We start from the raw sequence: 25,273 nt of genomic DNA on the forward strand, positions 1-25,273 counted from the left end.
TTTAAACTTTGGCATCAAAGTTGGAATAGTTATCTCGAAAGCAAAAAACATTCGCTTCAACACAAACCAACGTAGAGAAGCAGAAACGACAAGTTTAGAAATATGAGAGGAACTGATTATGAAAACTTTAGCAATCGCACTATCAGCAGCTGTACTTTCTTTCGCATCAGTAGGTGCTCACGCAAACTCTGAGTTTGATAAATACGATGTTGATGGAGATGGCTACATCTCACTAGGCGAATCAAAAGCAAATCCAAATTTGATGGCGCAGTTTAAAGACCTTGACGCCGACCAAGACGGCCAATTAAGCCAGTCTGAGTTTGATAACTTTGAAGGCTAAGCACGAGCCGACGACATAATAGCAAAATTTAAAAATACCCCAATTTAAGGAAAAGATTATGAAAAACGTATTAGCAGCACTATCAATCGCAGGTTTATCAATGGTTTCAGCGTCAGCACTCGCTGGTGATGACTTCGCAAAATTAGATACTGATGGCAACGGTTCAATCAGTGTAACAGAAGCGAGCGTAAGCGCGTCATTGAGCGAGCAGTTCGCGGATTTAGACGCTAATGCCGATGGCGAACTAAGCAAGTCTGAATACGCAAATTACGAAGGCTAATTTGGCACTGGATTTAATAATGAGTTAAAGAGCTGGGCCGCATGCCTAGCTCATCAGAACAAAATGACACAATTGAAGGATTAGATTATGAAAAACGTACTAGCAGCACTATCTATCGCAGGTTTATCAATGGTTTCAGCATCAGCATTTGCTGGTGGCGATTTCGAAAAACTAGATACTGATGGCAACGGTTCAATCAGCGTTACTGAAGCAAGCGTAAGCACTTCGTTAACTGAACAGTTTGCAGACTTAGACACGAACGCCGATGGCGAGCTAAGCAAATCTGAGTACGCGAACTACGAAGGTTAATTGCTAGGTGGGCTTAGCGCCCACTGCCTTTAACACCATTACGAAAACGACAGAAGGATTGGACTATCATGAAAAACGTATTAGCAGCACTTTCAATTGCAGGTTTAACATTCGCTTCAGCTTCTGCATTAGCTGGTGAAGATTTCACTAAATATGATACTGACGGTAACGGCACCATCAGCATGACTGAGGCAAAAGTAAATCAGTCGCTTGCAGAGCAATTTACGCAACTAGACAGCAATGCCGACGGTGAGTTAAGCGAGTCTGAATTCGCAAACTTCCAGGGCTAATCAAGCCGTCCAGAAGCAAATCATATTTAGGAAATTTTAGGAGCAAAATGATGAAAAATGTACTTATCGCACTATCAATCACGGGTTTAACATTAGCTTCAGCAAATACTATCGCTGGTGAAGATTTCGCAAGCTATGACACAGATGGCAACGGTGCTATTAGCATGAGCGAAGCAAAAGTAAATACAGCGCTTATTGAGCAGTTTAAAGACCTAGATGTAAACGCTGACGGAGAACTAAACGAAACTGAGTTCTCTAACTTTAAAGGTTAATTTGCGACTAGAGCCGCAATGAGAGACGGGCATAGTGAGGAGAATGGCTATGAAACTTAGAACGGTATGTGCAACGACCATAGGTGTATTGGTGAGTACGATGGCACTGGCAGCAACCTTGTCATTTCAAGATGTAGACAAGGATAAAGACGGGCAGATCAGCCAGCAAGAAGCATCAGTATCATCAACATTACTTGGTCAGTTCGAGAAGCTAGATGCAGACAAAAATGGTCAGCTAAGCGCTTCTGAATTCTCTAACTTTAAAGGCTAGGAGGTCACAATGAAAAAGTTAGCAATAGCAATTACAGCCGCCACAGTACTTTTTGCCGGCTCAGCAATGGCAGCAGAATTTAACGATTTTGATTTAGACAAAGATGGTTTTATCTCTAAAAGCGAAGCGTCACTGTCAGAATCTCTTGCTTCGATCTTTGATAAGCTAGACAGCGACGGAGATGGCAAACTGTCTGAGAAAGAATTTAATCAGTAAGCAAGTGGCAATCCAAAGCGCCACGCCTCCCCAAGCTCGACTTTGTAGTCGGGCTTTTTTTATTTCGAGCTGCTAGGGCCTGCTGACCTTTCAAGTTTGTTTTTGCAGCAGTTTGATTGGTATTTATACAAGGCAGAGCCTGCGTAGCATAGTTATTCTATGTAAGCTAGGCGATAACACAGTAGAAATGCCAATCAAGCGCTGCCCTTTGGGTTCCCCTGAGTGCGCTTTGTTCATTGTTGCTCAACTTTTGCCTAGATTACTAGGCGACAAGTCGAGCGTCGCGATCAAAACACACTCAGGAGAACAAAAATCAAACAGAAAAGGTCAACAGGCCCTAGATAACTTAAGGTTTGGATAGGGAAGGGATTAACTTAATTCATTAATCCAGCGATGATCCCTGATCCATTTCTGCATTTTAGGAAAGCCTTGTTCTGGGCAAGTCATATCCCATGCACTGAGTAATGGGTAGCCGAATCCGTTTCCTTCCTTAAAAGCAATTACGAAGCTAGCGCTAGCGCCTTTATAGCCATCCTTATGTAATACGACCTCTAAAGGCAAACCAATATATTGGATGGCAGCAACCGACCAAGCAATGGCGGCCATTTCTTCCCCTTGCATGGCTTGTTTTTCTCGGCCATTTTTGAGACCATTTTTATACACGTCTTCATGGAGTTGGTCGCGGAATATCGGCTCACATACGGCGATATGGCCGGCTTCGTGCAATATATCACCGGGGTATAGCAATTTCTCGTTATCGATATAAAGTGTACCTTTTACCGTTTTTAGACCAGGTAAAAATGTATTTTCCTCGACTTCATGAAATCGAAAAGGCAGCTGAATTTCGGTGAGAAAATCACAAATGCGTTTTGTATGCTCGTGCATGTTAACTCTACTTCCCTTAAACAACCGTACTTCATTCTTAGTGAGTTTAACCTACGCTTCCAATTGCGCAAATTACTGGAGATTACAACTTGTTAGAGAGGCAGTTTGATCACAGCAAGCATTTCACCATCATCTTCATTGATTCTAATTTCTTCAAAGCCAAAGCTCGCGTAAAACGATTTTGCAACAGGGTTGCTCGGTACATAACAGATTTCTATGGTGGTAAGGTTTGGTGCCTGCTTGATTTCTTCGAGTGCGAGGGTGAGTGCTTTGCGCCCAATCCCTTGTTGCTGACATTGCTGATCAACCATAAAGCGCCAAATGGAGATGCGCTCTATACTCTCTTGTACCCACATTAGCATCCCAACAGCTTCATCATCGTGATAAATTGCGCGCGTGGTGTAGCCATCATTAAATTTTGATTCTACGATGGAAAACATGTTGCAGGCTACCAAATCTTGCTGCTCAGGGCTGACATCTAAATCGCAAATGGCTTCGTAGTTGTGTTTATCAATGGCTCTTAGAGAGATATTCATCACGGCGTCCTTGTATTGTTATAGAAACACTATTTCAAACATGGTTGTTTTGGCAAGAGAAAGTTTGCTTTATTAGCCGCACAATCATTGACCGTTAAGCGCTTCTTCCTCACACTGGAAAGCACCTTCGGCTTTATGTCGTTTTGCCCAAAAACAAGGACCTTGTGATGCAGCTTACCACATTACTTAATATCTCTATTCCTATGATCCAAGCGCCAATGGCGGGTGTGCAAAATTGGCGCTTAGCGGCTGCAGCAACAAATGCCGGAATACTCGGTTCAATTCCTTGTGGGATGCTGAGTAAAGAGCAGGTCGTTACTGAAATTGAGCATTTTAAAGTACATGCTTCAGGCCCATATAATCTTAACTTTTTTTGCCATGAAATGCCGGAACTTGACCCTTATCAACAAGACAAGTGGAAGAAAAAGCTTGCTTCATATTACGATGAGCTGGAGTTAACACCTAGCGATGACATGGGGATCTTAAGACGCCCATTTGATAGGGAAATGGCTGAGGCCATCGCGCCTTATAAACCTCCCGTGATCAGTTTTCATTTTGGGCTTCCTGATACTGAATTGGTCGAGTTCGTAAAATCGTGGGGGACGACTATTTTATCTTCCGCAACGACCTTAGAAGAGGGGATATGGTTAGCTGAAAATGGTGCAGACATCGTAATAGCACAAGGGATTGAAGCGGGTGGGCACAGGGCAACCTTCACAGAGACAAAGCTTGAGTCTCAACTACATACTCGTCAATTGGTAACTATCCTCGCTGATGCGCTATCGGTTCCTGTAGTGGCTGCCGGGGGGATTGCTTCTCATCATGATGTTACTATGATGCATGAACTGGGTGCATGTGGAACACAAATAGGCACTTGCTTCTTACTATGTGATGAAGCTAGCACCTCTTTGGTACATCGTGATGCACTTAAGTCACTGGCTGAGCCATCCGCCGTGACCAATGTGTTTTCTGGCCGCCCTGCACGTGGGATTGAAAATCGACTAATGATAGATCTCAGTTTTATTAATGATGATGTACCCACTTTTCCTTATGCATCAGCTGCATTGACACCATTACGCGCCGCTGCTGAAAAGCAAGGAAGTGGTGATTTTAGCCCACTTTGGGCAGGGGTTAACCGCCAAGGCTGTATGGAAGTCAGTACACAAAAGATGATAGAACATCTGTGGAATGTTAAATAACCTGAGCTGCGGATAATTAATGCCTTTCTAGCAGCCAGTTTTAGCGCTAACTGCGTTGAATTCACTTCCAATAGCCAGCTATTGGTGCGTAAATTCGCCTTGCCTACAGGATGTAGGTACCTTAGCGAGAGCAGGACGCGGAAGCGGTGTTTTCCCTAAAACTCTCTGGCTAGACAAGGAGAAAACTAAGTTGTGCTTTAGCAATAATGAGTTGGAACATTCCTTATCCAAACCTCAGGTTAAATAAGAAACTTTAGTTAACAAATTTGACACATTTCGAGTTTATGCTCTAGCGTTTTATGACAAGGCCAACTCTGTTGTGCCTTGCTCTTTGTTACCTACGTAAATCGATTATTTGCTTGGGTGACGTATTCGTTATGACAATAATAAACACGGAGTCGTGCATGAGACATTCTATTTTAACAGCCGCGTTATTCGCTTCTTTTTCTTCGCTGGCAACCCCTACTTGCCCAAGTATTACCGCACTAGAAACCCATTATGCAGCACCTAATATGGTCAAGCGTAGCTTTTCTAGCTCATTTAACAAATACTTATCTTGGCTGCCGAGTTACCATATGGTACACGATCAAGTAACCGCTGCCGGTGCTACAACTCAGATCACTGCTAAATTTGACTACGGTAGCATCACTCATAAAGACTTGGAATTCGAGTCGGTGGAGTTTTACTACCGTGCTGAGTCGGACACAAATTGGCAATATCTTGGTGAGCAAACCACCAATGGCGATGGCAAGGCGTTTATCACCTTGCCTGAGTTATCGGCGGGTCAGTATCGTATATACGCAGGCGTACCTGCTGATGGCACTGGTGCACAAGGTTATGTCACGGTTGTTGAGCCAGGCACTCAAGCGGTCCTGTTTGACATCGATGGCACATTGACCGAATCCGATGCCGAGCAAATTGGCGACTATACCGGAATAGATCATGCCGACCCCAAAGATGGCGCTTATGATTTAGTTCGCCACTATCTTGATTTGGGCTATCAACCCGTATTTTTGACAGCCAGAGTGTATTGGTATGCTAAAGGGACACGCGGTTGGTTAAATTGGATGGGCTTACCGCAAGGCTTTCTACGCACATCACTTAGCAATGAAACCAGCCTGTTTAAAACGGCAGAGTATAAAACTGCGGAAATTAATCGCTTAAAAGCGCAGGGTATTGATGTCGTTCGTGCTTATGGTAATGCGAAAACAGATGCTGAAGCCTTTGTCAAAGCGGGGATCCCAGCTTCAGAGGCGTTTACTATTGGTTCTGATGCCGGGCATTACGGTACCACAGCTATTACCGGCAATAGTTACCAAGTGCATTTAGGTGAGCTCACAACTTATCCTCACGCTGATTGCTTGTAGACCTTACCCTCGATTGATCCAAATTTTTAGAAATTCGCAAAAGGAGCCGTATTTTGGCTTCTTTTGGGGAATCCTAGGTACTAACTTACACCCCATTATTTACTTTTGTTTATGTAACATTCATCAAAATTTCATTTTTTACACTATTCTGGCTTGACCTCTGACCATTGTAATCTAAAGTTTATTTGTTACTAAATTGTAATAATTGGAGCAAGTACATGAAAAGGTTAATTCTCAGCGCCCTGCTTGGGTTGCTATCGGTCGTTACCTCTCCCGCCCACAGCGGTGAGGAATTAGAGTATCCCGTGGTATTAGTTCACGGTCTGTTTGGTTTTGATAATCTGCTCGGAGTAGATTATTTTTATCGCGTACCACAAGTGATCCATGAGGAAGGTGGGCAGGTTTATGTTGCAGAAGTATCATCAGCCCATAATTCAGAATTGCGTGGTGAGCAACTACTAGAGCAAGTTGCGTTGGTTCGAGCATTAACGGGGAAAGACAAAGTTAATTTAATTGGTCACAGCCAAGGCGCGCAAACTATTCGCTACGTTGCTTCAGTTAAACCTGAGTGGGTGGCCTCAGCGACTAGTATTGGTGGCGTAAACTGGGGTAGCCGTTTTGCTGATGTTGTTCGCGGTGGAGTAGACAGTGGTTCATTTTCGGAGCAGTTTTTAGCGTCGCTTGCTAACGGCCTTGCGGGGTTGATTGATTTGTTATCTGGTAAAGCAACCGCACCAAAAGACGCACTCGAAGCGCTAGGCGCTTTGACCACGGCTGGCACATTAGCATTTAACCAAAAATACCCTGAGGGTGTGCCAAGCCATTATTGTGGCGAAACGCAAAGTCTAGCGAGCAATGGCGTGCATTATTTTTCATGGAGTGGCAGCAAAGCGTGGACCAACGTATTTGACCCTGCTGACAACGCACTTGCACTGTTCTCTCAAGTTTTTGATGAGGCCAACGACGGTCTAGTATCAGCTTGTTCTAGTAATTTAGGTCAGGTGATCAACAACCAATTCAAAATGAACCATTTAGATCAGGTAAACCACACCATTGGTATTCATCACTTGTTCGAAACAGACCCATTAACCGTTTATCGCCAGCATATTCGCCGCTTAAAAGGTCTGGCGCTATGAAAAAGTGGGGCCTTTTGCTAATCATTTTGACTATGCTGTCGCTGGTTTATATCGAGAGTGAACAGCAAGAGACGCCGCGTCATGTTCCCCGGTTCGCGGAGTTATCTGAGCAGCAAAATGATGCGCATAAGGTCCCACAACCCACAAGGAGTGCATCTGTAAGCGTACATTGTGAGACCATTAATAAACAGCATAAGTACCAAATCGACGATTGGCTTTTTGAGCTACAAAACCATAACCAAGCCGAGCAGTGGCAAGCTTATCTGGATTTATTGCCACAATGCCTTCACGAAGTTGCTGGTCTCTACGTGCAATTTAAGCAGGCCTTAATTGATGTGGATGCGCATCTTAATCTACAAGAACGTGTTGAGCTGCTACACGCACTGCAGCGGCAATTTTTTACGGATGAAGTGATCGCAGTTTGGTTTGAAGATGATAATGCGTGGGATACGCAAGCTTTGAGTCGCTGGCAAATTCTGTCAGACGCATCTATATCTGAGTCGCAAAAGCAGCAATTAATTGAGACGCATATCAGTGGGCTTCCAAAGCGCGAACAAGTGTTATTTCAAACCTCAGCCCAGTTACACACCCTAAACGCAAACTGGCAGCAAAAACACTATAATGAACTAAGTGCTGACTACGGCGATAAAGCCGCAACGCGTATACTTGAAGTCCAGAAGCAACAACAGTATTGGCAGCAAAAACTACAAAGCTTTATGCTGCAAAAACAAAATATTCTAGCCGAGCTTGGTGATAGCCAAATCGCAAAAGAAAAAGTCGAGTCACTACTCAAACAAACCTTTACGGAGAATGAGCAAAAGCGAGTTGCTGTATTGGTTAAGTGATAATTTTTTAGTTATTGATAAGATGTATAGGCCGATTACGTGGAGCAGCCAAACCTGCAGCCATGAGCCCACCTTGATAACTGGTCAATACAATCAAAGAAGCAGTAAAACATGAAAATTGAACCAAACCTGTGGCAGCTTTATTTACAAGTATATTTTCAACCAATACAGCCAATCCGCTTTGATACACGGGGCGCTATCTTGAGCCTTTGGAATCCACATGGAAAGGTATTTTGTAAAGATAGAAATCAGCGCTTATCACGATTTTGGCAAGGGGCTTTACAGCGTGCAAATGTGCCTTATCAGTTGCTGTGGGGCGGTGATCAGCAAATGCAATATCGAGAGTTAAGTGCTTATATAAAATGTGATTTAGCATCGGGATACCGATGGGCGGCACGATTAAACCAATTGGGATTTTATTTCGTTGAAGATAATCAATTGCATCTCTATAACAGTAGCGATAAAGCGCAAAGCGATGTGGTGACGGATAAGTTCGTATCTCGGATTATCTTTGCTGCACTGCCTAAAAAGAACTCTGGGTGTCTAACTGTGCGAAGCGCTGTGCAATAACAGAACTGTCGAAAGAGCTAATGCTCAGTTAGGAGACCGAGTGAAAAGGCGATTCAATTGAGTGGACTTACACCGCTTCACCGATTTCTTCATCCACCAAGCTTTTTATTTCCTGCCTCACCCACTGGTGGATTGGACTATTGTGATGAATGAGATGCCAAAATTGTTCAACTTGAAAATCGGCAGTGTGAAACGGTAAATCGGCCACCGTGATGTCATAACGTCTACTTAAATGAGTGACCAGACGTTTTGGTAATGTGGCAATCAGATCCGTGTTAATCAATAACTCCGGCACCATCGAAAAATGTGGTAAAGATGCCACTACTTCTCGCTGAGCATCCAACCTTTTCAGCTCATGATCCATATCCGTTTTGCACAAGCCATTACCAGAAATGATGAGATGTCGGCTCTGGCAATAACGGGTTAACGTCATAGGCTGATGAGCCCATTTATGCTGACAACACATTACGATGGCATAATTATCATTAAATAAGCGCTGTTTAAATACGTTGGTGGGTGTCTCATCTGTGGAGTACAGTAATAAATCCGCCACCTTTTCCAAGTAGTCATGAAGCGGTATAAACGAGTTATAAGACACAATTTGTAATTTCAAATTTGGAGCACGCTGTTGAAAACGCGCTAACAATTTCGGCACTATCATCATCATTTCGAAATCCAGCGCCCCTATAGTGAATACGCCTGAGTATTGCAGGGGATCAAACTCGTCATCCACCAACATATGACGAATAGTAGTAAGTGATAGCTCAAGTTCGCTACGAAGGCGCTCACCTTTTGCAGTTAAACGGTACTCATTTTTCACCTTTACCAATAATGGATCAGCAAATTGCTTACGCAAGCGCATCAGGGCTCGGCTCACTGCTGGCTGGCTCATGTTTAATGCTTGAGCGGCTTGACTAATATGCTTGTGGATCAACACCTTCTCTAAGATCGTTAACAGATTTAAGTCAATACTACGTAGATTTAACTCAGGTACACCCATGCCATCACCGTATAAAATTATGCGTAAATGATCTACATACTATAACAAACATGCATTTTTGATATGTTTGTTTTTGTTTTATCTTTTTTTCATCTTATTGAGGAGAGAAAAATGAAACTATCCACCTTAGCTTTAATCCCTATTGCTGCTGCAGTGTTTGCTTTTAATGTCAGTGCGAAAGGCCATGACCATAATAACCAGCACGCGATTTTATTCCCTGGTGAAACGGTTCAAACCGAAGTCGAACCATCAACAAAGCACTCGCTGAAAATCGGCCAAAAAATCAATAACCTTTATGAACGCCAGTTTGATGACAGTAAATTCACGGTGCAAAAATTGGGTAAAAATACCTACTGGATCGGAGTAAATTACTACAATGCTACCGTTGTGGTGTCCAAAGACTCGGTGTTGCTGATTGACCCTCTTGGTGATGGCCGCATTGATGCGCTTTTTCGAGGTATTCAATCCATCACCAATAAGCCGATCACTGCTATTATGTATTCTCATTATCACCTAGATCATGTCGGAGGAGGTAATCAACTAATTGACTTAATTAAGAAAAGTTATCCAAGGGTGGGGCATGTCCGTGTTATCGCTAGTCAAACCGTTGCTGACAAGATCAACCTCCACGCAGAATTGGACGAAAACGGTGTAAGAACCCCTAAAGTTCCAGCACCAAATGAAGTGTACGATTTGAAAAGAGCTAGAACGGTCAAATTTGGCTCAATAAGGCTGAAGATGATGGCACCAGAAGGTTCTGGTCATACACCGGATAACACGATGATTCTAATTCCAAGCGATCGCGTGCTGCATTTCGCCGACATGATTAACCCTGATCAGCTGCCGTTTTACAATTTCGCGGGAGCGGAAGATTTCCATGGTTACGAAGTGGATCTACAAAATCTTCTGAGGAAACCCCTCAGTAAGCACTGGAACTTTATTAACGGCGGTCATGGCAATATAGGCTCAAAAAAGGACGTAAAAGATCTGCTGGAATACATTGCTGATGTTAGAACTGAAGTCGGTAAACAATTAGAAGTTGCACCCTACACCCCAATTTTTAGTGACGGCAACCACTTCATTTGGTTCAAACGCTGGCAAGAAGAGATCGTCAACAATGTGCATTCCGAACTAGCGAACAAATATGGGCATATGTATGGTTTCGATTCTGGCGCGGTGGAAACCCACGCAGCCATAATTTTAGCTGATATGATCGATCATTAAGTTCACTCCGGTCACACGGCGCGCTAAGCGCCGATTTTTTCTGCACCAACTAAATTGAAGAACCTAGCTGAATTGACATCCACGTTTGTAACAAACTAAAAACTGAATAAAATAAGTGCATATAAAATCTATTTACCACCAGCCATTGGAGAATTGGCTCTTTAACTATTGTATAAAGCCAACTATTTCAAGGTCGGCCAGATAAACTATCATCCATATTTGCTGTACCAGTTCAGATTAGCACTGACAGTAAAACTCCCGGGTCGCTGATATCAGCCTCTTTCATTGCTTCCCCGATCTCTTTACTTAGGGTCATCATTTGCATTTGTAACTGAGCTACCATTTGATGTTGCAATTCTATTTGTGCTTTGAGAGTTTCGTCATCTTGGTTTGTTTGAGCTTTTAACTTTTCAAGTTGCTTCTTTGCCTGTTCTAAAAGTTCTTTAAGCTTTTCTAACTGCTCAACCATTTTTTGAATATGACTTGGTAACTCACTTCTTTTATCTTGTTCAGCTTTTTCTGTTGCTTCACGGCCAGAAAGCCTATTTAGCTCAGTTGAAGTTAATTTGTATCCTACTTTATTTGCTTCAATTTTATATTCGCTGTTTTGCGTTGATAAAGTACTAACTTTAGGAGAGGTGTTCATACAAAATTAATTGGTTTACTGCAGGTGAACTGTTATCGGCAGAGACCTTGAAAACTAGAGTTTGATAGAAGGAATTGTTTACTAACCACTTACTAACTTTGCCTAGCGCATAGCCGTGGCAGCAGTACAAATCAAACCTTTATAATCTGAGAGCTGACTTTGACCTTGAAAGGTTTGCAGCACGAATAAAAAACAGGGCCGAAATTAGGCCCTGTTTGCTCTACTTAATTGGTTTATTTTAAGTCAAAGCGGTCTAGTTGCATTACCTTCACCCAAGCGGCGATAAAATCGTCTACAAACTTCTGTTTGGCATCGTCCGATGCATAGACTTCGGTAATTGCGCGAAGCTCAGAGTTAGAACCAAAGATTAAATCAACTGGTGTTGCCGTCCATTTTATCTCTCCAGTTTTACGGTCACGGCCTTCGTATAGGCCTTCTTGACCTTCTACCTTTGACCATTTAGTCGACATATCTAGCAGGTTAACAAAGAAGTCGTTGCTCAACTGACCTGGTTTGTCAGTAAATACACCGTGCTCTGCACCTTTGTAGTTTGCGTCTAAGCTACGTAGGCCGCCTAATAGTACTGTCATCTCAGGTACAGATAGGTCCAGCATATTGGCTTTGTCTACTAACATTTCAGTTGGTGACATAAACGCCTCATCACTGTAATAGTTACGGAACGCGTCTGCCTTTGGCTCAAGGTAGCTAAATGATAAGACGTCCGTTTGTGCTTGTGAGGCATCGGTACGGCCTGGTTTAAACGCTACATTTACTTTGTAGCCTGCGTCGTTTGCAGCTTTTTCAACTGCTGCAGAACCACCTAACACAATCAAGTCGGCAATAGAGACTGCTTTTTTGCCAGCGCGCTTATTAAAGCGGGTTTGAATGTCCGTCAATGTAGCTAGCACTTTGTTTACCTCGTCAGGGTTGTTTATCTCCCAACTTATCTGAGGCTCAAGGCGTAAACGGCCACCGTTAGCACCACCACGCATATCAGTAACACGGTGGCTAGATGCTGCCGACCATGCTGTTCTGATCAGTTCTTGCTTTGTTAGACCTGAGTTCAAGATTGATTTTTTCAGGGCATTTATGTCCTTACTATCAATCATCTTATAGTCTGCTTTTGGAATTGGATCTTGCCAAGTAAGTACTTCGCTCGGTACTTCCGAACCTACATAACGGGCTCTTGGGCCCATATCACGGTGAGTCAATTTGAACCAAGCTTTCGCGAACGCCAATTCATATTGCTTTGGATCTTTGCGGAAGCGTTCAATGACCTTACGATATTCAGGGTCAAATTTTAATGCCAAATCTGTGGTGAACATTATCGGTGCATGGCGTTTACCTTCAATGTGGGCGTCTGGTACTAGGTTTGCCGCAGCTTTGTTATCTGGGATCCACTGAGTCGCACCAGCTGGGCTTTTTGTCATTACCCAATTGAAGTTCATTAGGTTGTCGAGATAATTGGTTGACCACTGAGTTGGTGTGACCGTCCAAGCACCTTCTAAACCACTTGTTGTGGTGTCTGCACCTTTACCCGTGCCGCATTTATTTTTCCAGCCTAGGCCTTGTGCTTCAATCTCTGCAGCGGCTGGTTCTTTACCCACACAATCAGATGGCTTTTTCGCGCCATGTGCTTTACCAAAGGTGTGACCACCCGCGATAAGAGCGACCACTTCTTCGTCGTTCATGGCCATGCGACCAAATGACATGCGAATGTCTTTCGCGGCAAGTAATGGATCTGGTTTACCGTGTGGGCCTTCAGGGTTGACATAAATAAGTCCCATTTCAACGGCTGCTAATGGGCCCTTTAGTTTGCCTTTCTTGTCACGACGCTCGTCTTTTAAGAAAGCATCTTCTGGACCCCAATAAACTAAATCTGGCTCCCAATCGTCTTGACGGCCACCGGCGAAACCAAAGGTCTTAAAGCCCATTGACTCAAGCGCAACGTTGCCCGCTAAGACCATTAGGTCTGCCCACGATAGGCTACGACCGTACTTTTGTTTAATCGGCCATAATAATCGTCTTGCTTTGTCTAAGTTTGCATTATCAGGCCAGCTGTTTAACGGATCGAAACGTTGTTGGCCACCTGCCGAGCCACCACGGCCATCGTGTACACGATAGACCCCAGCGCTATGCCATGCCATACGGATCATAAACGGACCATAATGTCCCCAGTCGGCAGGCCACCAGTCTTGTGAATCGGTGAGTGTTTGCTCAATGTCTTTTTTGACTTGCTTAAGATCTAATTTATTGAATTCAGCTGCATAATCAAAGTTTGCGCCGTAAGGGTTGGATTCTGGGCTGTGTTGTCTTAATGGGCTTAGGTTTAGTTGTTCTGGCCACCAAAATTGGTTGGTTTTTGCTTCACTCATTGCAGCAAAGCTCGGGGCTGATAGCGTTGTTGTTACTGCGAGCGCTACGGCAGACAACATCGTTCTAGATTTTCTATTCATGGGGTTTTCCCTCGTAATTAAAGTGTGTCTCAAACTGCGTGTTAAACTTTAGTTCACAAATTAAAAAGAGAAAATCCAGAAAAACAAATTGGTATGTTCGGAAAAATAAATCGATAAAAAATGATATTTATCAAGATGTTATATTTTTCCTATAGCGGGAATATTTTTGAAGTAAAACTTTAATTTAGTATTTTGCAATAATTAGCTTAAAACAGAAAGCTTGTAAGATCATATTGAATTTTGGTAGCTAGCTAGGTGCGCAAAGATTGTGCAAAAAAGTCTCGTGATTGTATTGGATATAAAATAAAGATGTCGGAGTAGTGAGTTCTACTCCGCTTTATTCGCCAATATTGAAAATAGCAATGGTACTTGATGCCCTTTATTCAATAATTGAAAGCCTTGTCCAGACACCGCCTCTAAACCTTCAAAGCAGTTATATGGACTATAAGGGTGCTCATCGAAGTGGGTAATTGTAAGACCTGTTTGCATTAAGGACTGCATCACTTCGGCGATTGAGTGTGGCCAAGTCGCAATGGTTTGTTTGCTATCTTGGTGGTTCTCAGTATAGGTTGATTCTTCGCTAATATCCGGCTGAGTTTGTGGGAAGTAAGGGTAACCTAAATGAAGGTCAATACTGGGGTGAAACTCCACGAGACAAAACTGACCGCCGGGCTTTAATGCACGGGCAATAGTGGCAGCCCATTGAGATAAATCTTGCAACCAGCAGATGGTGCCATAGGATGCAAAGACAATGTCGAATTGTGTGGTATTCTCAAGCCCAAATTGCGCGATATCCAGACAGATAAAACTGGCATTAAGCCCAGTTTGTTGAGCCAATGTATTTGCTCGGGTTATGGCTTCTGTCGAAAAGTCGACACCAGTTACCTTAGCCCCCAGCCTTGCGAATGATAGGCTATCTAAGCCGAAGTGACATTGTAGGTGAAGCAGACTCTTGCCTGATACATCACCAAGTAGCTCACATTCAATGGGATTGAGCGAAGAGGTACCTTGCAAAAAGCGATTGACGTCATAAAACTCAGAGTCAAAATGTGCCTTGGCTCGTTCTTCCCATGCCGCACGATTGAGAGAGACATAATCCATATTGAATTCCCTATTTTTGTGGATTTTCTTTAACAATAAACAAGTTAGATAAATTAGTAAATAAACCGAGGCAAGACTGCCCCGGCTTAGTTGGGATCCCGTTTATTTCTTCGGATCGTGTTTGTCGAACCACCACTGAATATAAGCCACTTTGTTTAGCAGGTTGGATGGCCTTTTGGTAATTCCGTGTGAGGCATCTGGAATTCTGACCATAGCTGTTTCTACACCTTGTAGCTTAAGCGCTTGATAATACTGCTCAGTTTCTGAGATTGGCGTACGATAATCCGCTTCACCTGTCAGTAGCATAGTTGGGGTTTTTACATTACCCACATAGCTAATAGGCGAGCGTTTCATATAATGTTCCATGTGCTCCCATGGTTTTCCTGGGAACCAGTAGTCCGCAAAAAATGGATAGAAATCTGCTGTTAATACAAAGCTATACCAGTTGATCACCGGCTTTGCTACGACTGCTGCTGCGAATCTATCCGTGTGACCGACCGTCCACGCGGTGAGTACGCCACCACCTGAACCGCCCGTAACAAACAAGCGGTCTTTGTCTATATAGCCTTCGCCGATCAGATGATCCACACCTGTCATTAGGTCATCAAAGTCATGACTTGGGTAGTTGTGGTGGATAGTTTGGGCAAACTCTTTGCCGTAGGAATCGCTGCCCCGTGGATTCATGTAAAGCACCACGCTGCCTTGGGCGGCAAAAAGTTGTACTTCGGCGCTAAAATGTGGGCCGTAGTTTGCAACTGGGCCACCGTGGATCTCAAGTACGAGCGGATACTTTTTAGATTTATCGAACCCGGGAGGGTAGGCGACCCAAGCTTGAATTGGCAGTTGATCATGTTTCGACTTTAGCCAAACTTCTTCAACTTTTGCCAGTGTTTTATCGCCAAGTGCATCTTCGTTAAGCTTTGTAATTGGTCTTGGCTCGCCGCGTTTTACGATTGCAACATCGGCAGGGCGCTGGGTATCTGCGAGTGTAAAAGCTACTAATCCACGATCGCTGATGGCATAGTCACCACCTGAATAGGGGCGACCAAAACTAACACTACCAATGGCATCCGTTATCTGCTCAAAACGCCCTTTTAACGGCTGGTAGCCAAGTGTGGTTTTCCCTTCACTGTCGTAACTTACATAGACGCCACGGCTGTTGGCGGCCCAAGTGATAGAGGCAAGGCTTCTATCTAAATCGGCTGCATAGGTTTTGGTTTCGCCTGATTTGAGATCTTTGACATAGAGTAGGCTATTCTCGTAATTGGTTTTTTTATCATCATAACCAAGGTAAGCCAGATAGCGGCCATTAGGTGACACCTCAGGGTGATTATCTGGGCCAACTCGGTCAGTTACCGCTGTGATTTCAAGCGAGTTTAGGTCTAGCTTATAGACTTCGCTGTTGGTTGGGTTTAACTGGTTATCCTTGTGGCGATTAGCCGAAAAATACAGTGTCTTTGCGTCATCAGCAAAACTCAGTTCGCCGCCATGATCAAAGTTGCCTGAGGTTAACTGTTTTGCATTGCCACCATTGGCGTCAATTTTGAAAATATGATTAAAGCCCGGTTCGGTATAACCAGCACCGTCGGCGCGATAGTATACCTCATCGATAAATACGGGTGGTTTTGCCCATTCTGCCCCTTTGGGTTTCCCTGTAACAGATACCGGTGGTGCCTTTTGGCTGGGAACAAACTGGCTAAAGTATAAGCTTTTACCATCTGGTGACCAATGTAGTCCTGATGGTCCATGGGCTAAATTGCTGATCTTGGCAATGGCACCGGTTGCTAACCATTTCACATAAATTTGGCTGCTACCGTCGCGAGTAGAAACAAAAGCGATGCGATCATTACTAGGCGACAGCACAGGAGAATAGTCCATGTGCAATCCAGAGGTAACGGGCTGCATTGCATTGGTAGCAAGGTCTACAGACCAGATATTACCGACTTTTCTATCACTTTTGATATCCATGCGGTTGCGCACGAAGAAGACTTTGTCACCGTCATTGGTGATGTCAATTTGATTAGCATATTCAAGATTAAATATATCGGTTGGCTCAAGCGATGCGGCTTGCACAGCGCAAGCTGAGCTTGCAATAGCGACGCCTGCTAGAAAGTATTTCATGACTCATCCTGTTTCTAATTATCATTTCCACTATGCGCCATATTGCAGCTTAATCAACTCTTTGCGGTGAACAAATTAAAAATCCATAAAAAAGTGCTTTACCTCAACTTAGCTTGCGGTTTTATCGTTGCCACCAGTTAGCGAAATTTGTAATGAAGAGGATGATATGTACTTAGAACACGTAAATTTGGTAGTTAGCGACCTAGAAGAAGTTCTTCACTTTTATCGCGCCGCATTTCCTCACTGGAAAGTTAGAAGCAAAGGGCAAGGCGAGTGGTACGGCAAAGCACGAACATGGCTGCATTTTGGCGATGACTATCATTATATAGCGTTTAGCGATCACGGTGAGGGTCACAACAGAGCACTCGAAGGTCACCAAGTCGGCTTGGCACATTTTGCCTATGTGGTTCAAGGTATCGAGTCTGTCGTTAATAGGCTAACCGAAGCGGGTTATGCGGTCGATAAAGTCGGAGCGCAGCATCCACACCGAAAAAACGTTTACTTTATTGATCCAGCCGGATACGAAATTGAGTTTGTGGAATATATGAGTGATCTGCCTTCTGAGCGTAATAGTGATTGAAGACCAAATAGAGCATCCAGTTAGTCGAGAGTTTATAGAGAAAATAGCCACGAAGGCGCTCACTGCTCCTTGCGGCTATTTTAGTTTTAGGCGCTTTAACCTGAAATTATTTAGTTTTGATAGTTTGACCAGCGTTTAATTTGCTCAAATACCGCTGGTGATGGTTCGCTTTCTTCCTGTACCGCTTGTCTATCACTGTGCATGATGGATTTTTGCGGTCGAGACTCCATGTTTTGCTTTACATGACCACTGTTGGCGCCACTCCAAAATTGCGCAAAGTTGAGTATCAGGCTTGACCACTCATCATAGTCATTGAGTACAGAGGTATTTTCGTTATCACCGTTGAGGTCAAAGTTCGTCAGTAGATCAGAGCTACTGCCATTACAGTCAAAGTCGACAGCCTCGGATTTATCGTTGTTTAGTCCTTTTGATTCATCAATATTCGCTTCGTCTATTGGCTTATTATGACCATGAGAGTAGTCAATAATAAAGTGTTCTAGGCCCTCAGTTGGGCTGTTAACGAGCGCCGTTCCCCTAGAGAAGCAGTTTTCGTTGCTATAAAACCATCGACTTAAATACCGATCCCCTTCTTTATTACCAACCGTTGCCAAGCCATCGAGTTGATATAGGTAGTTCATCACACTCACATGGTTTGGTTTGAAGTTTACATTTTCATTGCCGCCATGATACAAACCAAGGTTGTGACCTAATTCGTGCATAATGGTGCCGGCTTGATAGCTGTAAGTCACATTTGCGGCGATTTCTGAGTCAACATTGAGCCCCCAGTTACCAAGTGAAATTATCAAGTCATTCCCAAAAAGCTCAGCCAAACCGGATGAACCTTGACTACCATCTTCTTTTTGGCTGTTTGCCATCAGCATATAGTGAAAAATTGGCCGGCGTTTAAGGTCAAAATGCTTGGCTTTGTGATCAAGAATACTCGGCGCTTGCTCTGAACTTGCAAAGGTTGTGGTTTGTACAAAGGGGATCTGCTCGCCGCCACCCAAATCATGTTGTTCAGGTGATAAGCCTTCTGTTTGGTGATACAAATTACCCACGTCAAAATGCACTGCGATATCTTGAGCAGCAAACGCCGCTTTTACTTTGTCGAGTGCGGGTTTGTGAGGCGTAATACCTGCATCATTACTTTCCATATAGTCAACTTCTATGAAAATATCTCTGACGCCGGCTCTTGCCCCCCATTCGTATAAAGGTAGGCCTGCGAATGTGCCACCAGGTTGCTCTGAACAATCAGGGATTCCATCTAAGTCCTCATCTTTATCACAGAGCACATCATTATTGCCGCCAGGTGTAAAAAAGGCGGCAGATTGCCAATCGCTAATCGAATTGGTATCTGTTAATAGGCTTGTTCTAACAAGGCTTTGACCTAGTTGATTTGAAACTGGTAATAACTCGGCACTTTCTTGCCATTCTGAAGGCGTTGCTGGTGCTTTATCACTTTCGCCAAAACGGACAAAATCAACCGTTTCACCTTGCTTGTTTTGTAATTCGACATACCCAGATATATACCATGCTGGCGCAAACTGTCCATCGCCGACTAGCATCAACTGATTAGAGCTTGTCACGCTGCGCTGCCATGTTTGAGGTCCATGTTCATTTTGCACTACGATATATTCGCCCGGTTCAAGTAGCTGTGACTTCAACGGAAAGACTTTAGTGCCGCCATCATTGTAGTTTTCCAACTCGATGCTTTCGGCAACGAGTTGATAATTACTCAAATCGATAGTTTCGTCTGTACCGTTGTAGATTTCTACCCAGCGGTTATCATCGATATACCTAGACGATGAAATCTCGGTGATAAGTAAATCTTTCTGTCCAGTAACAAAAGTAAGCTTTTCAGCTTGTGCGATGGCAGTTCCATAAAAGTTGGTCACCGTTTCTGAGATGGTTAATTCATATTCAGTGCCTGCTTTAAGGGACTCCATTGGTGTTATAGCAAAAGCGTATCCATCTTCTTGCTGTGTTTGTCCTACTGAAAATTCTACGCAAGTTTGATTACCAGATTCTCTTAGATGAATTGCACCATTACACTCTGAAGTACCTATTTCACTTGACCAAGACGCGGACATATTGTCGTCAAAGTGCAACTGGATCTCACCTGTTAAGCTAACCCGAGTCGCTGAGGACTCTGGCAAACTTGTCATTAGTCGTGGTGCTGATGTATCGATAATTTCTATCTGAACTTCTGCAGAGTTTGTGAGGTCGCCATCGCTCACGCCGAAGTGCAAAATCTCTTTAGTTATGTTGTTATGCGTTGGGGTATAGCTGTATGTCTGCGTTGTTGCATTAATTAATTCAACAACACCCGAAAGTGCTGGCTCGAAAGTGACCTCCAGTGCATCGCCATCTTCATCTTTTACATCTAAAGTAAATTCTAAGGTGTTGTTATATTCAAGACTGTGTTCTGAACCGGTAATTAGAGGGGCTCTATTTATTTGTTTGATGGTGACAGAAACTTCTTTTTCTGTGTTATCACCGTCATCATCTGTAGCAGTTATCAAGAAGGCTACTTTGGTATCTTCAGTGACTTCTGGTGCAGTAAAAGAAAGGCTAGAATCGCCCAAGGTAAGATCGATGACGTCTGGCCCTGAAGTTTGTTTTATAGTGCGAGACGAAATTGATCCATCACTGTCTGAAATTGTCACCCCACCACTTAGGAAGCTCCGCTCCCCAATACTTGCTTCGATTGCGGTTACGATTTCTGGTGGAGTATTCTTATCATCACCACCAAAAAGGTCACAAGCACTCAGATGTACTAACCCTAAGCTGATTAAAGAGAGTTGAAATATTTTTTTATTCATTATTATTTTCTCTGATTGTTACAATATACTTACTAAAAACTTACCCTTTTTAGGGTCTTTAAGTACAGAGGTTGGTGTTAATGAATGTAAAAATAGTCAACGCGGGGTTTATTCTGCTCTTAGCTTGGCTGTTAAAACATGATCTTCCCATTTTCCAGCAATGCGCAGATATTGCTTAGCATAGCCTTCTTGTTCAAAGCCTAGTTTTTGCAACACTCTCGCGCTTGCCACGTTGCTAGGCATATAATTTGCCATGATCCTATGCATGTTTCGCTGATCGAACATATGTGAGATTGCAGCTTCTAAGATCTCGGTCATATAGCCTTGACCCGCAAATTGTGATGCTATGGAATAGCCTAAATAACAAGCTTGAAACGGACCTCGTGCAACTTGGGTGAAGCTACATAGCCCAGCTATCTGAGGCCGTTCTGGCAATAACGCAATAAAGTGATAAGCGGTATCGGATCGTGCGGCATGTTCGGCTTGCTCTGCATGACCCAACCAATAGTCCATTGAGTAGTAGCTTTCTGGTCGAGACGGCTCCCACGGTGCAAAGTAATCGCGATTCTCTAAGTGATAAGTGAAAAGCCTCTCTGCATACACTGAAGTGAGTGCAACAAGTTTTGTTCTCGCTGTACGGATCATATCCTCAGTAACCCAAACTTCTCGTCATTTACCCACTTGCCGTTAATTTGAAAGTTATGTTTTAGCGTGCCTTCAAGCTCAAATCCTAGTTTTTTGAGTAGATGGTGAGAGGCATGATTTCCTTGGGTAACGGTGGCGATGAGCTTGTGGTAATTACATTCGTGCAAGGCAAAATCAATGACTGCTCTAGACGCTTCAAAGGCGTAACCCTTTCCTTGAAATTCGGGAGAGAGCATAAAACCTAACTCGGCCTGTTGAAACGGTGTCCACATACTTAAAAATCCGTGTAGCCCGATTGGGGTCGCTGTGGCCGTTTCTTCAATCACTAAGGTGAGCCAAGTGTTATCTTCTTTGTTCCACTGCCCAAGTCCGGCGCTTAAACCATGGTTAAATTTATCACGCAGCGTAGCTTCATCGGTAATTTCACCGACGAAACGCATGACATCTGGTTGTTGATGAAGTTCTAACCAAAGCGGCCAATCTGTATTAAGTATGGGTCTTAAGGTAAGTCTTTCTGTTGTGAGCTGCATGTAAAGTCCTTTCGCTTTGTTAACTTTCACTTATTAAACATGTACGGCCAGACTATCACAAATTATTGATTTATCACGTTTCTTATTTCTTCAATTAAGGCAATGCTCGCCTCATTGTCACCGTGAACACATAAGGTATCGGCGCGCAAGGAAAGTGACTTCCCACTTGCAGTCGTGACACTGCCTTGCTGGTGTAATTGCTTAACTTGCGCAAGTAGCGCTGATTTGTCATGCACTGCGCCCGCTTCAGAACGGGGAGTAAGTAAGCCTTCATCGGTGTACAATCTATCGGCAAAGGCTTCAAAAATCAGTGATACTTTATAGTCGTCGGCGAGTTGTTGGTGACTTGCTTGTTGCGCAGTGGCTAGCACCATCAACTTAAGCTCACTTGGATAGTGTGAAATGGCCTTGATAACACAGCTTAATATCCTTTGTGACTTCATCATATCGTTGTAAAGCGCACCGTGTGGTTTTACATAATTTAGTGTTAAGCCTTGCACCTTTGCCATCCCTTCAATTGCGGCAATTTGGTAATGTAAGGCGTTGATGATCTCTTGCTCTGAGAGCTGCATTGAGCGGCGGCCAAACCCTTGGCGGTCTGGATAGCTTGGATGTGCGCCAAGCGTCACTTGATGCGTGTTGACCAGCTTTAGTGTTTGCGCGAGTACATCAGGATCTCCTGCGTGAAAACCACAAGCGACATTGGCCATGTCGATATGTGGCATCACGTGTTCGTCTAACCCCATTTTCCAAGCGCCAAAGCTTTCACCCAAGTCGCAATTTAATAACATGCTTATTTCCTACTTCGTTACTGCAAGCTCTAAATCTTGTCTATCTGTCACTAATAAATGGTGTGGACTATTCATAATACAAAACTCAGGTGCCGCTTTTGCTATGGCTAACTGAGCTGTCAGGCTAGAACCCCAAAAAACCGGAAGCTGCCCCTCTTTACAAATCAATGGCTCGCCAAAATTAGGCTTGCTAAGATCTTTGATCCCAACCTCATTTGGCTCACCAAAATGAAGTGGCAACGCATAGGGAAGTCGGCTCAGTGTTGCCGCTTGAATGGCACTAATAAGATTTAGCTTGGTTAATGGGCGCATCGCCAATATTTGATTCGCCTCGTACTTATCTACTGAGTTGCAAGATAAATTACTGATGTAAAGTGGTAAAGGCGTGGTTGGATTCGCCGATGGCGGGTTGATTCCATACTGCGCGAGTAAGTTGTCAAATGAAAGATAACTGGCAAAAGCAAAGGTAACTAAGTCGTCGCGCCAGTGCTCTTCTATATTATGGCATTCTTGAACGAGCTGGCCATGTTTTAAAATCTGATACTTGGGGAGGTGGTAGCGAATGTCTATATCTTTCCCTAAAGTGTCAAAGTTGAAATTGCCCGGCTCGCTGGGCGGAATAATCAGCTTGCAAACAGATTGATTACTCTCACAAAAGCGAAAGAATGAATATGCTTCGCTATGTGGCAAAATAATCACATTACATTGTGTGAACCCAGGCACGAACCCTTTAGTAGGACCCGTATAATCACCATCCTTGATCATTTTTCTTATTGCATGAGGTGCACTTAAAGAAGCACTGGGATCCATAGATTCCTCCAATTAGTGGTTTACTGTAACAGGCAGTGAACCTTCCGCTTTCGCTATTCCCAAAATCACTTTGGCCAGCGCCGTGTAGGCAGGCCCAGCTACTTTTTTATCATGATTTACGTCTACATTATAAGCATAACTTGCTAATACTGCGTTACTAAGAGGGCCAAAGGTACTAATTTCGTATGGTGCTCTTAGGCTGATAAATAGCTGCTTTTTACCCAGTTTCTGACCGTATTGCAGTAATGCTTTCAGCGCCTCAGGTTGTACATTACGCGCCACCCCATGCTCTCGTAACTTTTTTACATCGTCCATGCCGCCAATTTCTACCGCACTTTGCGGTGGTGATGCATGTGCGGCGATTATCACGTCGGCCTGTTTAATTGCATCATGTGCAATGTTTGGGTCGTAGGCTTGTAGGCTTGTACAAGAAAGTGTGAGCGAGTTTTTGCTGTATGTTTGTAACGCTTGCTCCAGTGCAAAACATTTTTGTCTGTCAGGCATGATAAGGTGAACAACTTGTGCGTTATCTCTGAGCGGCAATACACCATCATTTTTTACTTCGGTGATAGCCGCTAGTGCAAGCTCTGCTTCTAAGCGACGATGGCTTGGATTACCCAGTGTTGAATTGGCAATGGCCAAAGAAGCGCTCGATTGCGGCAGTTTTGTCTTAAGCTTAGCGATACGCGTCATAGAATCACTGAGTTGCGCTTTATCTAGTTTATTCTTATCAAGTGCTTCAGTTAACTGAGACATATACTGCTCAAAGCGTTTGATGTCTGTACGATTGCGAATAGCAATAGGCATTAGCGCGATATCCACTCCGGCATTGAACGTTTCAATCGTCGCATCGACTGGATTAAAAAAATCGCTGATCCCGGCCATATCTAGCGCATCGGTGACCGTTACGCCTCGGTATCCCAACTCGTGTCTGAGTAGTTGCGTCATGATCTGATAGGACATAGTCGCAGGCCTTATCATGCTCTCACCTTGGGAGTTTACGACTTTACTGTTATCGAGCGCAGGATATTGAATATGGGCGGTCATTATCATGCCAGGAGGCGATGCTTTGATTATCTCGGCAAAGGGCAATAAATCTTGCTGATTAATTTTGTCGCGATCGTGATCAACACGAGGCAATCCTGTGTGGCTATCAACATGTGTATCACCGTGGCCAGGAAAATGCTTTAGCGCAGATAGAACACCTGCGGCCTCAAATGCTTTTACCTGAGCAAGACCTAACTTGGCGACCACTTTGGGATTTTCCGAGAATGAACGCACATTGATCACTGGATTGTTCGGGTTGCTGTTCACATCTACCGTTGGGGCGAAGTTTACGTTGATCCCTAAGCTATTTAGCTCTTTTCCAATTGCGCTTGCCACTTTGGTTGCGTAAGTATCGGCCTGTTTTGGATAGGTTGCCCCAATACTCATATTGCCGGTAAATGACGTTGCTTGTTCACGATTTATTCGCGCAACACGGCCACCTTCTTGATCGATGGCAATAAATAAAGGAAGTTGACTTTTACTTTGTTGTGCCGCACTTTGCAAAGCATTGGTTAGACTGACGATTTGCGCGGTGTTTTGCACATTTTCGGCGAACAAAATAGCGCCACCGATGTCATATTTACTAATTAATTCGGACAGCTCAGGCGGTAAAGTTGTCATCGCTGCTCTACAATCTCCACTTGGCCTTTTGCTTTCACCGCAGTAATAGCGGAAATCGAGCATAAGCTTTTGTCCAAGCATTTGCGAAGTGGTCAGTGGCACTTGTGCTGCTGTTGCGTGAGCTGAAGTGATGAAACTCATGAATGTGATAGTTCCTAAAGTAGTGAGCAGAGATAATAATCGCACAATCAATAATAAACGCTGAATAAAATTGCCTACACTTTAACACTGATTTAGAAGCGACTACAAAATGCTTTCTATTAGGACCTGTTGATCTTTCAAGTTGGTTTTTGCAGCAGTTTGATTGGTATTTATACAAGGCAGAGCCAGCGTAGCATAGTCATTCTATGTAAGTCTGGCGAT

The 25,273-nt window shown here is 43.7% G+C and carries 27 protein-coding genes; 14 read left to right on the forward strand and 13 right to left on the reverse strand.

Annotated features, from left to right (window positions below; all coding sequences use genetic code 11):
* Positions 1-118: 118 nt before the first annotated feature.
* The 7 genes from NO992_RS17840 to NO992_RS17870 all read left to right on the forward strand — a co-directional run bounded on the left by NO992_RS17840 (position 119) and on the right by NO992_RS17870 (position 1,978).
* A complete protein-coding gene (locus NO992_RS17840; protein ID WP_010375679.1) occupies positions 119-340 on the forward strand; it encodes a calmodulin in 222 nt (73 codons plus the stop codon).
* 58 nt (positions 341-398) lie between these two features.
* Complete coding sequence (locus NO992_RS17845) at positions 399-620, forward strand: calmodulin (protein ID WP_010375680.1); 222 nt, start codon at positions 399-401, stop codon at positions 618-620.
* An 87-nt stretch (positions 621-707) separates the two neighbouring features.
* Positions 708-929, forward strand: a complete 222-nt coding sequence (locus tag NO992_RS17850) for an EF-hand domain-containing protein (RefSeq protein ID WP_010375681.1) — start codon at positions 708-710, stop codon at positions 927-929.
* 68 nt (positions 930-997) lie between these two features.
* Positions 998-1,219 carry a calmodulin gene (locus NO992_RS17855; protein WP_010375682.1) on the forward strand — a complete coding sequence of 74 codons (222 nt, stop codon included), beginning with the start codon at positions 998-1,000 and terminating at the stop codon, positions 1,217-1,219.
* 50 nt (positions 1,220-1,269) lie between these two features.
* Positions 1,270-1,491, forward strand: coding sequence for an EF-hand domain-containing protein (locus NO992_RS17860; protein ID WP_010375683.1), 222 nt, complete (start codon positions 1,270-1,272; stop codon positions 1,489-1,491).
* A 49-nt stretch (positions 1,492-1,540) separates the two neighbouring features.
* Complete coding sequence (locus NO992_RS17865) at positions 1,541-1,762, forward strand: crotonobetainyl-CoA--carnitine CoA-transferase (protein ID WP_010375684.1); 222 nt, start codon at positions 1,541-1,543, stop codon at positions 1,760-1,762.
* A gap of 9 nt (positions 1,763-1,771) precedes the next feature.
* Complete coding sequence (locus NO992_RS17870) at positions 1,772-1,978, forward strand: EF-hand domain-containing protein (protein ID WP_371379526.1); 207 nt, start codon at positions 1,772-1,774, stop codon at positions 1,976-1,978.
* Positions 1,979-2,347: 369 nt separating this feature from the next.
* On the opposite strand, the gene NO992_RS17875 is transcribed toward NO992_RS17870, so the two are convergent.
* Together NO992_RS17875 and NO992_RS17880 are read right to left on the reverse strand one after the other, a co-directional pair.
* Entirely contained in the window at positions 2,348-2,863 is a 516-nt protein-coding gene (locus NO992_RS17875; RefSeq protein WP_010375687.1) for a hypothetical protein, read from the reverse strand.
* A 92-nt stretch (positions 2,864-2,955) separates the two neighbouring features.
* Positions 2,956-3,399 (reverse strand): GNAT family N-acetyltransferase, encoded by a 444-nt coding sequence (locus tag NO992_RS17880; protein ID WP_371379528.1) that lies wholly within the window; start codon positions 3,397-3,399, stop codon positions 2,956-2,958.
* 143 nt (positions 3,400-3,542) lie between these two features.
* Here NO992_RS17880 and NO992_RS17885 point away from each other — a divergent pair, with 143 nt between their 5' ends.
* The 5 genes from NO992_RS17885 to NO992_RS17905 all read left to right on the forward strand — a co-directional run bounded on the left by NO992_RS17885 (position 3,543) and on the right by NO992_RS17905 (position 8,516).
* Complete coding sequence (locus NO992_RS17885) at positions 3,543-4,598, forward strand: NAD(P)H-dependent flavin oxidoreductase (RefSeq protein ID WP_371379531.1); 1,056 nt, start codon at positions 3,543-3,545, stop codon at positions 4,596-4,598.
* 404 nt (positions 4,599-5,002) lie between these two features.
* The gene (locus tag NO992_RS17890) at positions 5,003-5,965 is read left to right on the forward strand and encodes a phosphatidylinositol transfer protein (RefSeq protein ID WP_371379533.1); all 963 of its coding nucleotides are present in this window, start codon (positions 5,003-5,005) and stop codon (positions 5,963-5,965) included.
* A gap of 218 nt (positions 5,966-6,183) precedes the next feature.
* Positions 6,184-7,101, forward strand: coding sequence for a triacylglycerol lipase (locus tag NO992_RS17895; protein ID WP_010375696.1), 918 nt, complete (start codon positions 6,184-6,186; stop codon positions 7,099-7,101).
* Positions 7,098-7,946, forward strand: a complete 849-nt coding sequence (locus NO992_RS17900; RefSeq protein ID WP_371379536.1) for a lipase secretion chaperone — start codon at positions 7,098-7,100, stop codon at positions 7,944-7,946. The genes NO992_RS17895 and NO992_RS17900 overlap by 4 nt, the downstream gene beginning before the upstream one ends.
* Before the next feature lie 111 nt (positions 7,947-8,057).
* Entirely contained in the window at positions 8,058-8,516 is a 459-nt protein-coding gene (locus NO992_RS17905) for a hypothetical protein (protein ID WP_253106490.1), read from the forward strand.
* Between the two features lie 67 nt (positions 8,517-8,583).
* On the opposite strand, the gene NO992_RS17910 is transcribed toward NO992_RS17905, so the two are convergent.
* Positions 8,584-9,516: a LysR family transcriptional regulator gene (locus NO992_RS17910; protein WP_017218744.1), complete on the reverse strand. Its 933-nt coding sequence runs from the start codon at positions 9,514-9,516 to the stop codon at positions 8,584-8,586.
* Between the two features lie 111 nt (positions 9,517-9,627).
* Between NO992_RS17910 and NO992_RS17915 the strand changes: the two genes are divergently transcribed.
* Complete coding sequence (locus tag NO992_RS17915) at positions 9,628-10,740, forward strand: VarG family subclass B1-like metallo-beta-lactamase (RefSeq protein WP_371379539.1); 1,113 nt, start codon at positions 9,628-9,630, stop codon at positions 10,738-10,740.
* A 232-nt stretch (positions 10,741-10,972) separates the two neighbouring features.
* On the opposite strand, the gene NO992_RS17920 is transcribed toward NO992_RS17915, so the two are convergent.
* The 4 genes from NO992_RS17920 to NO992_RS17935 form a co-directional block, all read right to left on the reverse strand.
* Positions 10,973-11,386 (reverse strand): hypothetical protein, encoded by a 414-nt coding sequence (locus NO992_RS17920; protein ID WP_010375706.1) that lies wholly within the window; start codon positions 11,384-11,386, stop codon positions 10,973-10,975.
* Between the two features lie 233 nt (positions 11,387-11,619).
* Positions 11,620-13,842 carry a catalase/peroxidase HPI gene (gene katG / locus NO992_RS17925; RefSeq protein WP_371379542.1) on the reverse strand — a complete coding sequence of 741 codons (2,223 nt, stop codon included), beginning with the start codon at positions 13,840-13,842 and terminating at the stop codon, positions 11,620-11,622.
* Between the two features lie 327 nt (positions 13,843-14,169).
* Positions 14,170-14,943 (reverse strand): class I SAM-dependent methyltransferase, encoded by a 774-nt coding sequence (locus NO992_RS17930; protein ID WP_371379545.1) that lies wholly within the window; start codon positions 14,941-14,943, stop codon positions 14,170-14,172.
* A gap of 102 nt (positions 14,944-15,045) precedes the next feature.
* Positions 15,046-17,064: a prolyl oligopeptidase family serine peptidase gene (locus NO992_RS17935; protein WP_371379548.1), complete on the reverse strand. Its 2,019-nt coding sequence runs from the start codon at positions 17,062-17,064 to the stop codon at positions 15,046-15,048.
* A 166-nt stretch (positions 17,065-17,230) separates the two neighbouring features.
* Between NO992_RS17935 and NO992_RS17940 the strand changes: the two genes are divergently transcribed.
* Positions 17,231-17,644, forward strand: a complete 414-nt coding sequence (locus tag NO992_RS17940; RefSeq protein ID WP_371379551.1) for a VOC family protein — start codon at positions 17,231-17,233, stop codon at positions 17,642-17,644.
* A gap of 110 nt (positions 17,645-17,754) precedes the next feature.
* On the opposite strand, the gene NO992_RS17945 is transcribed toward NO992_RS17940, so the two are convergent.
* The 6 genes from NO992_RS17945 to NO992_RS17970 all read right to left on the reverse strand — a co-directional run bounded on the left by NO992_RS17945 (position 17,755) and on the right by NO992_RS17970 (position 25,051).
* A complete protein-coding gene (locus NO992_RS17945; RefSeq protein ID WP_371379556.1) occupies positions 17,755-20,466 on the reverse strand; it encodes an Ig-like domain-containing protein in 2,712 nt (903 codons plus the stop codon).
* Positions 20,467-20,574: 108 nt separating this feature from the next.
* Entirely contained in the window at positions 20,575-21,111 is a 537-nt protein-coding gene (locus NO992_RS17950) for a GNAT family N-acetyltransferase (RefSeq protein WP_371379560.1), read from the reverse strand.
* Positions 21,108-21,641 carry a GNAT family N-acetyltransferase gene (locus tag NO992_RS17955; RefSeq protein WP_371379563.1) on the reverse strand — a complete coding sequence of 178 codons (534 nt, stop codon included), beginning with the start codon at positions 21,639-21,641 and terminating at the stop codon, positions 21,108-21,110. Before NO992_RS17955 ends, NO992_RS17950 begins: the two co-directional genes overlap by 4 nt.
* A 62-nt stretch (positions 21,642-21,703) precedes the next feature.
* The gene (locus tag NO992_RS17960) at positions 21,704-22,432 is read right to left on the reverse strand and encodes a 5-oxoprolinase subunit PxpA (protein WP_371379566.1); all 729 of its coding nucleotides are present in this window, start codon (positions 22,430-22,432) and stop codon (positions 21,704-21,706) included.
* 9 nt (positions 22,433-22,441) lie between these two features.
* Entirely contained in the window at positions 22,442-23,242 is an 801-nt protein-coding gene (locus tag NO992_RS17965) for a D-glutamate cyclase family protein (RefSeq protein ID WP_371379569.1), read from the reverse strand.
* Positions 23,243-23,254: 12 nt separating this feature from the next.
* Positions 23,255-25,051 carry a glycoside hydrolase family 3 protein gene (locus tag NO992_RS17970; RefSeq protein WP_371379572.1) on the reverse strand — a complete coding sequence of 599 codons (1,797 nt, stop codon included), beginning with the start codon at positions 25,049-25,051 and terminating at the stop codon, positions 23,255-23,257.
* Between the last annotated feature and the right edge of the window lie 222 nt (positions 25,052-25,273).

This window comes from Pseudoalteromonas sp. DY56-GL79 (genome assembly GCF_041414765.1).
Classification (GTDB): domain Bacteria; phylum Pseudomonadota; class Gammaproteobacteria; order Enterobacterales; family Alteromonadaceae; genus Pseudoalteromonas; species Pseudoalteromonas piscicida.

Bases quoted from the DNA above. Each gene is read 5' to 3' on its own strand.
- NO992_RS17840 (WP_010375679.1), top strand. From the start codon at position 119: ATGAAAACTTTAGCAATCGCACTATCAGCAGCTGTACTTTCTTTCGCA.
- NO992_RS17845 (WP_010375680.1), top strand. From the start codon at position 399: ATGAAAAACGTATTAGCAGCACTATCAATCGCAGGTTTATCAATGGTT.
- NO992_RS17850 (WP_010375681.1), top strand. From the start codon at position 708: ATGAAAAACGTACTAGCAGCACTATCTATCGCAGGTTTATCAATGGTT.
- NO992_RS17855 (WP_010375682.1), top strand. From the start codon at position 998: ATGAAAAACGTATTAGCAGCACTTTCAATTGCAGGTTTAACATTCGCT.
- NO992_RS17860 (WP_010375683.1), top strand. From the start codon at position 1,270: ATGAAAAATGTACTTATCGCACTATCAATCACGGGTTTAACATTAGCT.
- NO992_RS17865 (WP_010375684.1), top strand. From the start codon at position 1,541: ATGAAACTTAGAACGGTATGTGCAACGACCATAGGTGTATTGGTGAGT.
- NO992_RS17870 (WP_371379526.1), top strand. From the start codon at position 1,772: ATGAAAAAGTTAGCAATAGCAATTACAGCCGCCACAGTACTTTTTGCC.
- NO992_RS17875 (WP_010375687.1), bottom strand. From the start codon at position 2,863: ATGCACGAGCATACAAAACGCATTTGTGATTTTCTCACCGAAATTCAG.
- NO992_RS17880 (WP_371379528.1), bottom strand. From the start codon at position 3,399: ATGAATATCTCTCTAAGAGCCATTGATAAACACAACTACGAAGCCATT.
- NO992_RS17890 (WP_371379533.1), top strand. From the start codon at position 5,003: ATGAGACATTCTATTTTAACAGCCGCGTTATTCGCTTCTTTTTCTTCG.
- NO992_RS17895 (WP_010375696.1), top strand. From the start codon at position 6,184: ATGAAAAGGTTAATTCTCAGCGCCCTGCTTGGGTTGCTATCGGTCGTT.
- NO992_RS17900 (WP_371379536.1), top strand. From the start codon at position 7,098: ATGAAAAAGTGGGGCCTTTTGCTAATCATTTTGACTATGCTGTCGCTG.
- NO992_RS17905 (WP_253106490.1), top strand. From the start codon at position 8,058: ATGAAAATTGAACCAAACCTGTGGCAGCTTTATTTACAAGTATATTTT.
- NO992_RS17910 (WP_017218744.1), bottom strand. From the start codon at position 9,516: ATGGGTGTACCTGAGTTAAATCTACGTAGTATTGACTTAAATCTGTTA.
- NO992_RS17915 (WP_371379539.1), top strand. From the start codon at position 9,628: ATGAAACTATCCACCTTAGCTTTAATCCCTATTGCTGCTGCAGTGTTT.
- NO992_RS17920 (WP_010375706.1), bottom strand. From the start codon at position 11,386: ATGAACACCTCTCCTAAAGTTAGTACTTTATCAACGCAAAACAGCGAA.
- katG (WP_371379542.1), bottom strand. From the start codon at position 13,842: ATGAATAGAAAATCTAGAACGATGTTGTCTGCCGTAGCGCTCGCAGTA.
- NO992_RS17930 (WP_371379545.1), bottom strand. From the start codon at position 14,943: ATGGATTATGTCTCTCTCAATCGTGCGGCATGGGAAGAACGAGCCAAG.
- NO992_RS17935 (WP_371379548.1), bottom strand. From the start codon at position 17,064: ATGAAATACTTTCTAGCAGGCGTCGCTATTGCAAGCTCAGCTTGCGCT.
- NO992_RS17940 (WP_371379551.1), top strand. From the start codon at position 17,231: ATGTACTTAGAACACGTAAATTTGGTAGTTAGCGACCTAGAAGAAGTT.
- NO992_RS17945 (WP_371379556.1), bottom strand. From the start codon at position 20,466: ATGAATAAAAAAATATTTCAACTCTCTTTAATCAGCTTAGGGTTAGTA.
- NO992_RS17950 (WP_371379560.1), bottom strand. From the start codon at position 21,111: ATGATCCGTACAGCGAGAACAAAACTTGTTGCACTCACTTCAGTGTAT.
- NO992_RS17955 (WP_371379563.1), bottom strand. From the start codon at position 21,641: ATGCAGCTCACAACAGAAAGACTTACCTTAAGACCCATACTTAATACA.
- NO992_RS17960 (WP_371379566.1), bottom strand. From the start codon at position 22,432: ATGTTATTAAATTGCGACTTGGGTGAAAGCTTTGGCGCTTGGAAAATG.
- NO992_RS17965 (WP_371379569.1), bottom strand. From the start codon at position 23,242: ATGGATCCCAGTGCTTCTTTAAGTGCACCTCATGCAATAAGAAAAATG.
- NO992_RS17970 (WP_371379572.1), bottom strand. From the start codon at position 25,051: ATGAGTTTCATCACTTCAGCTCACGCAACAGCAGCACAAGTGCCACTG.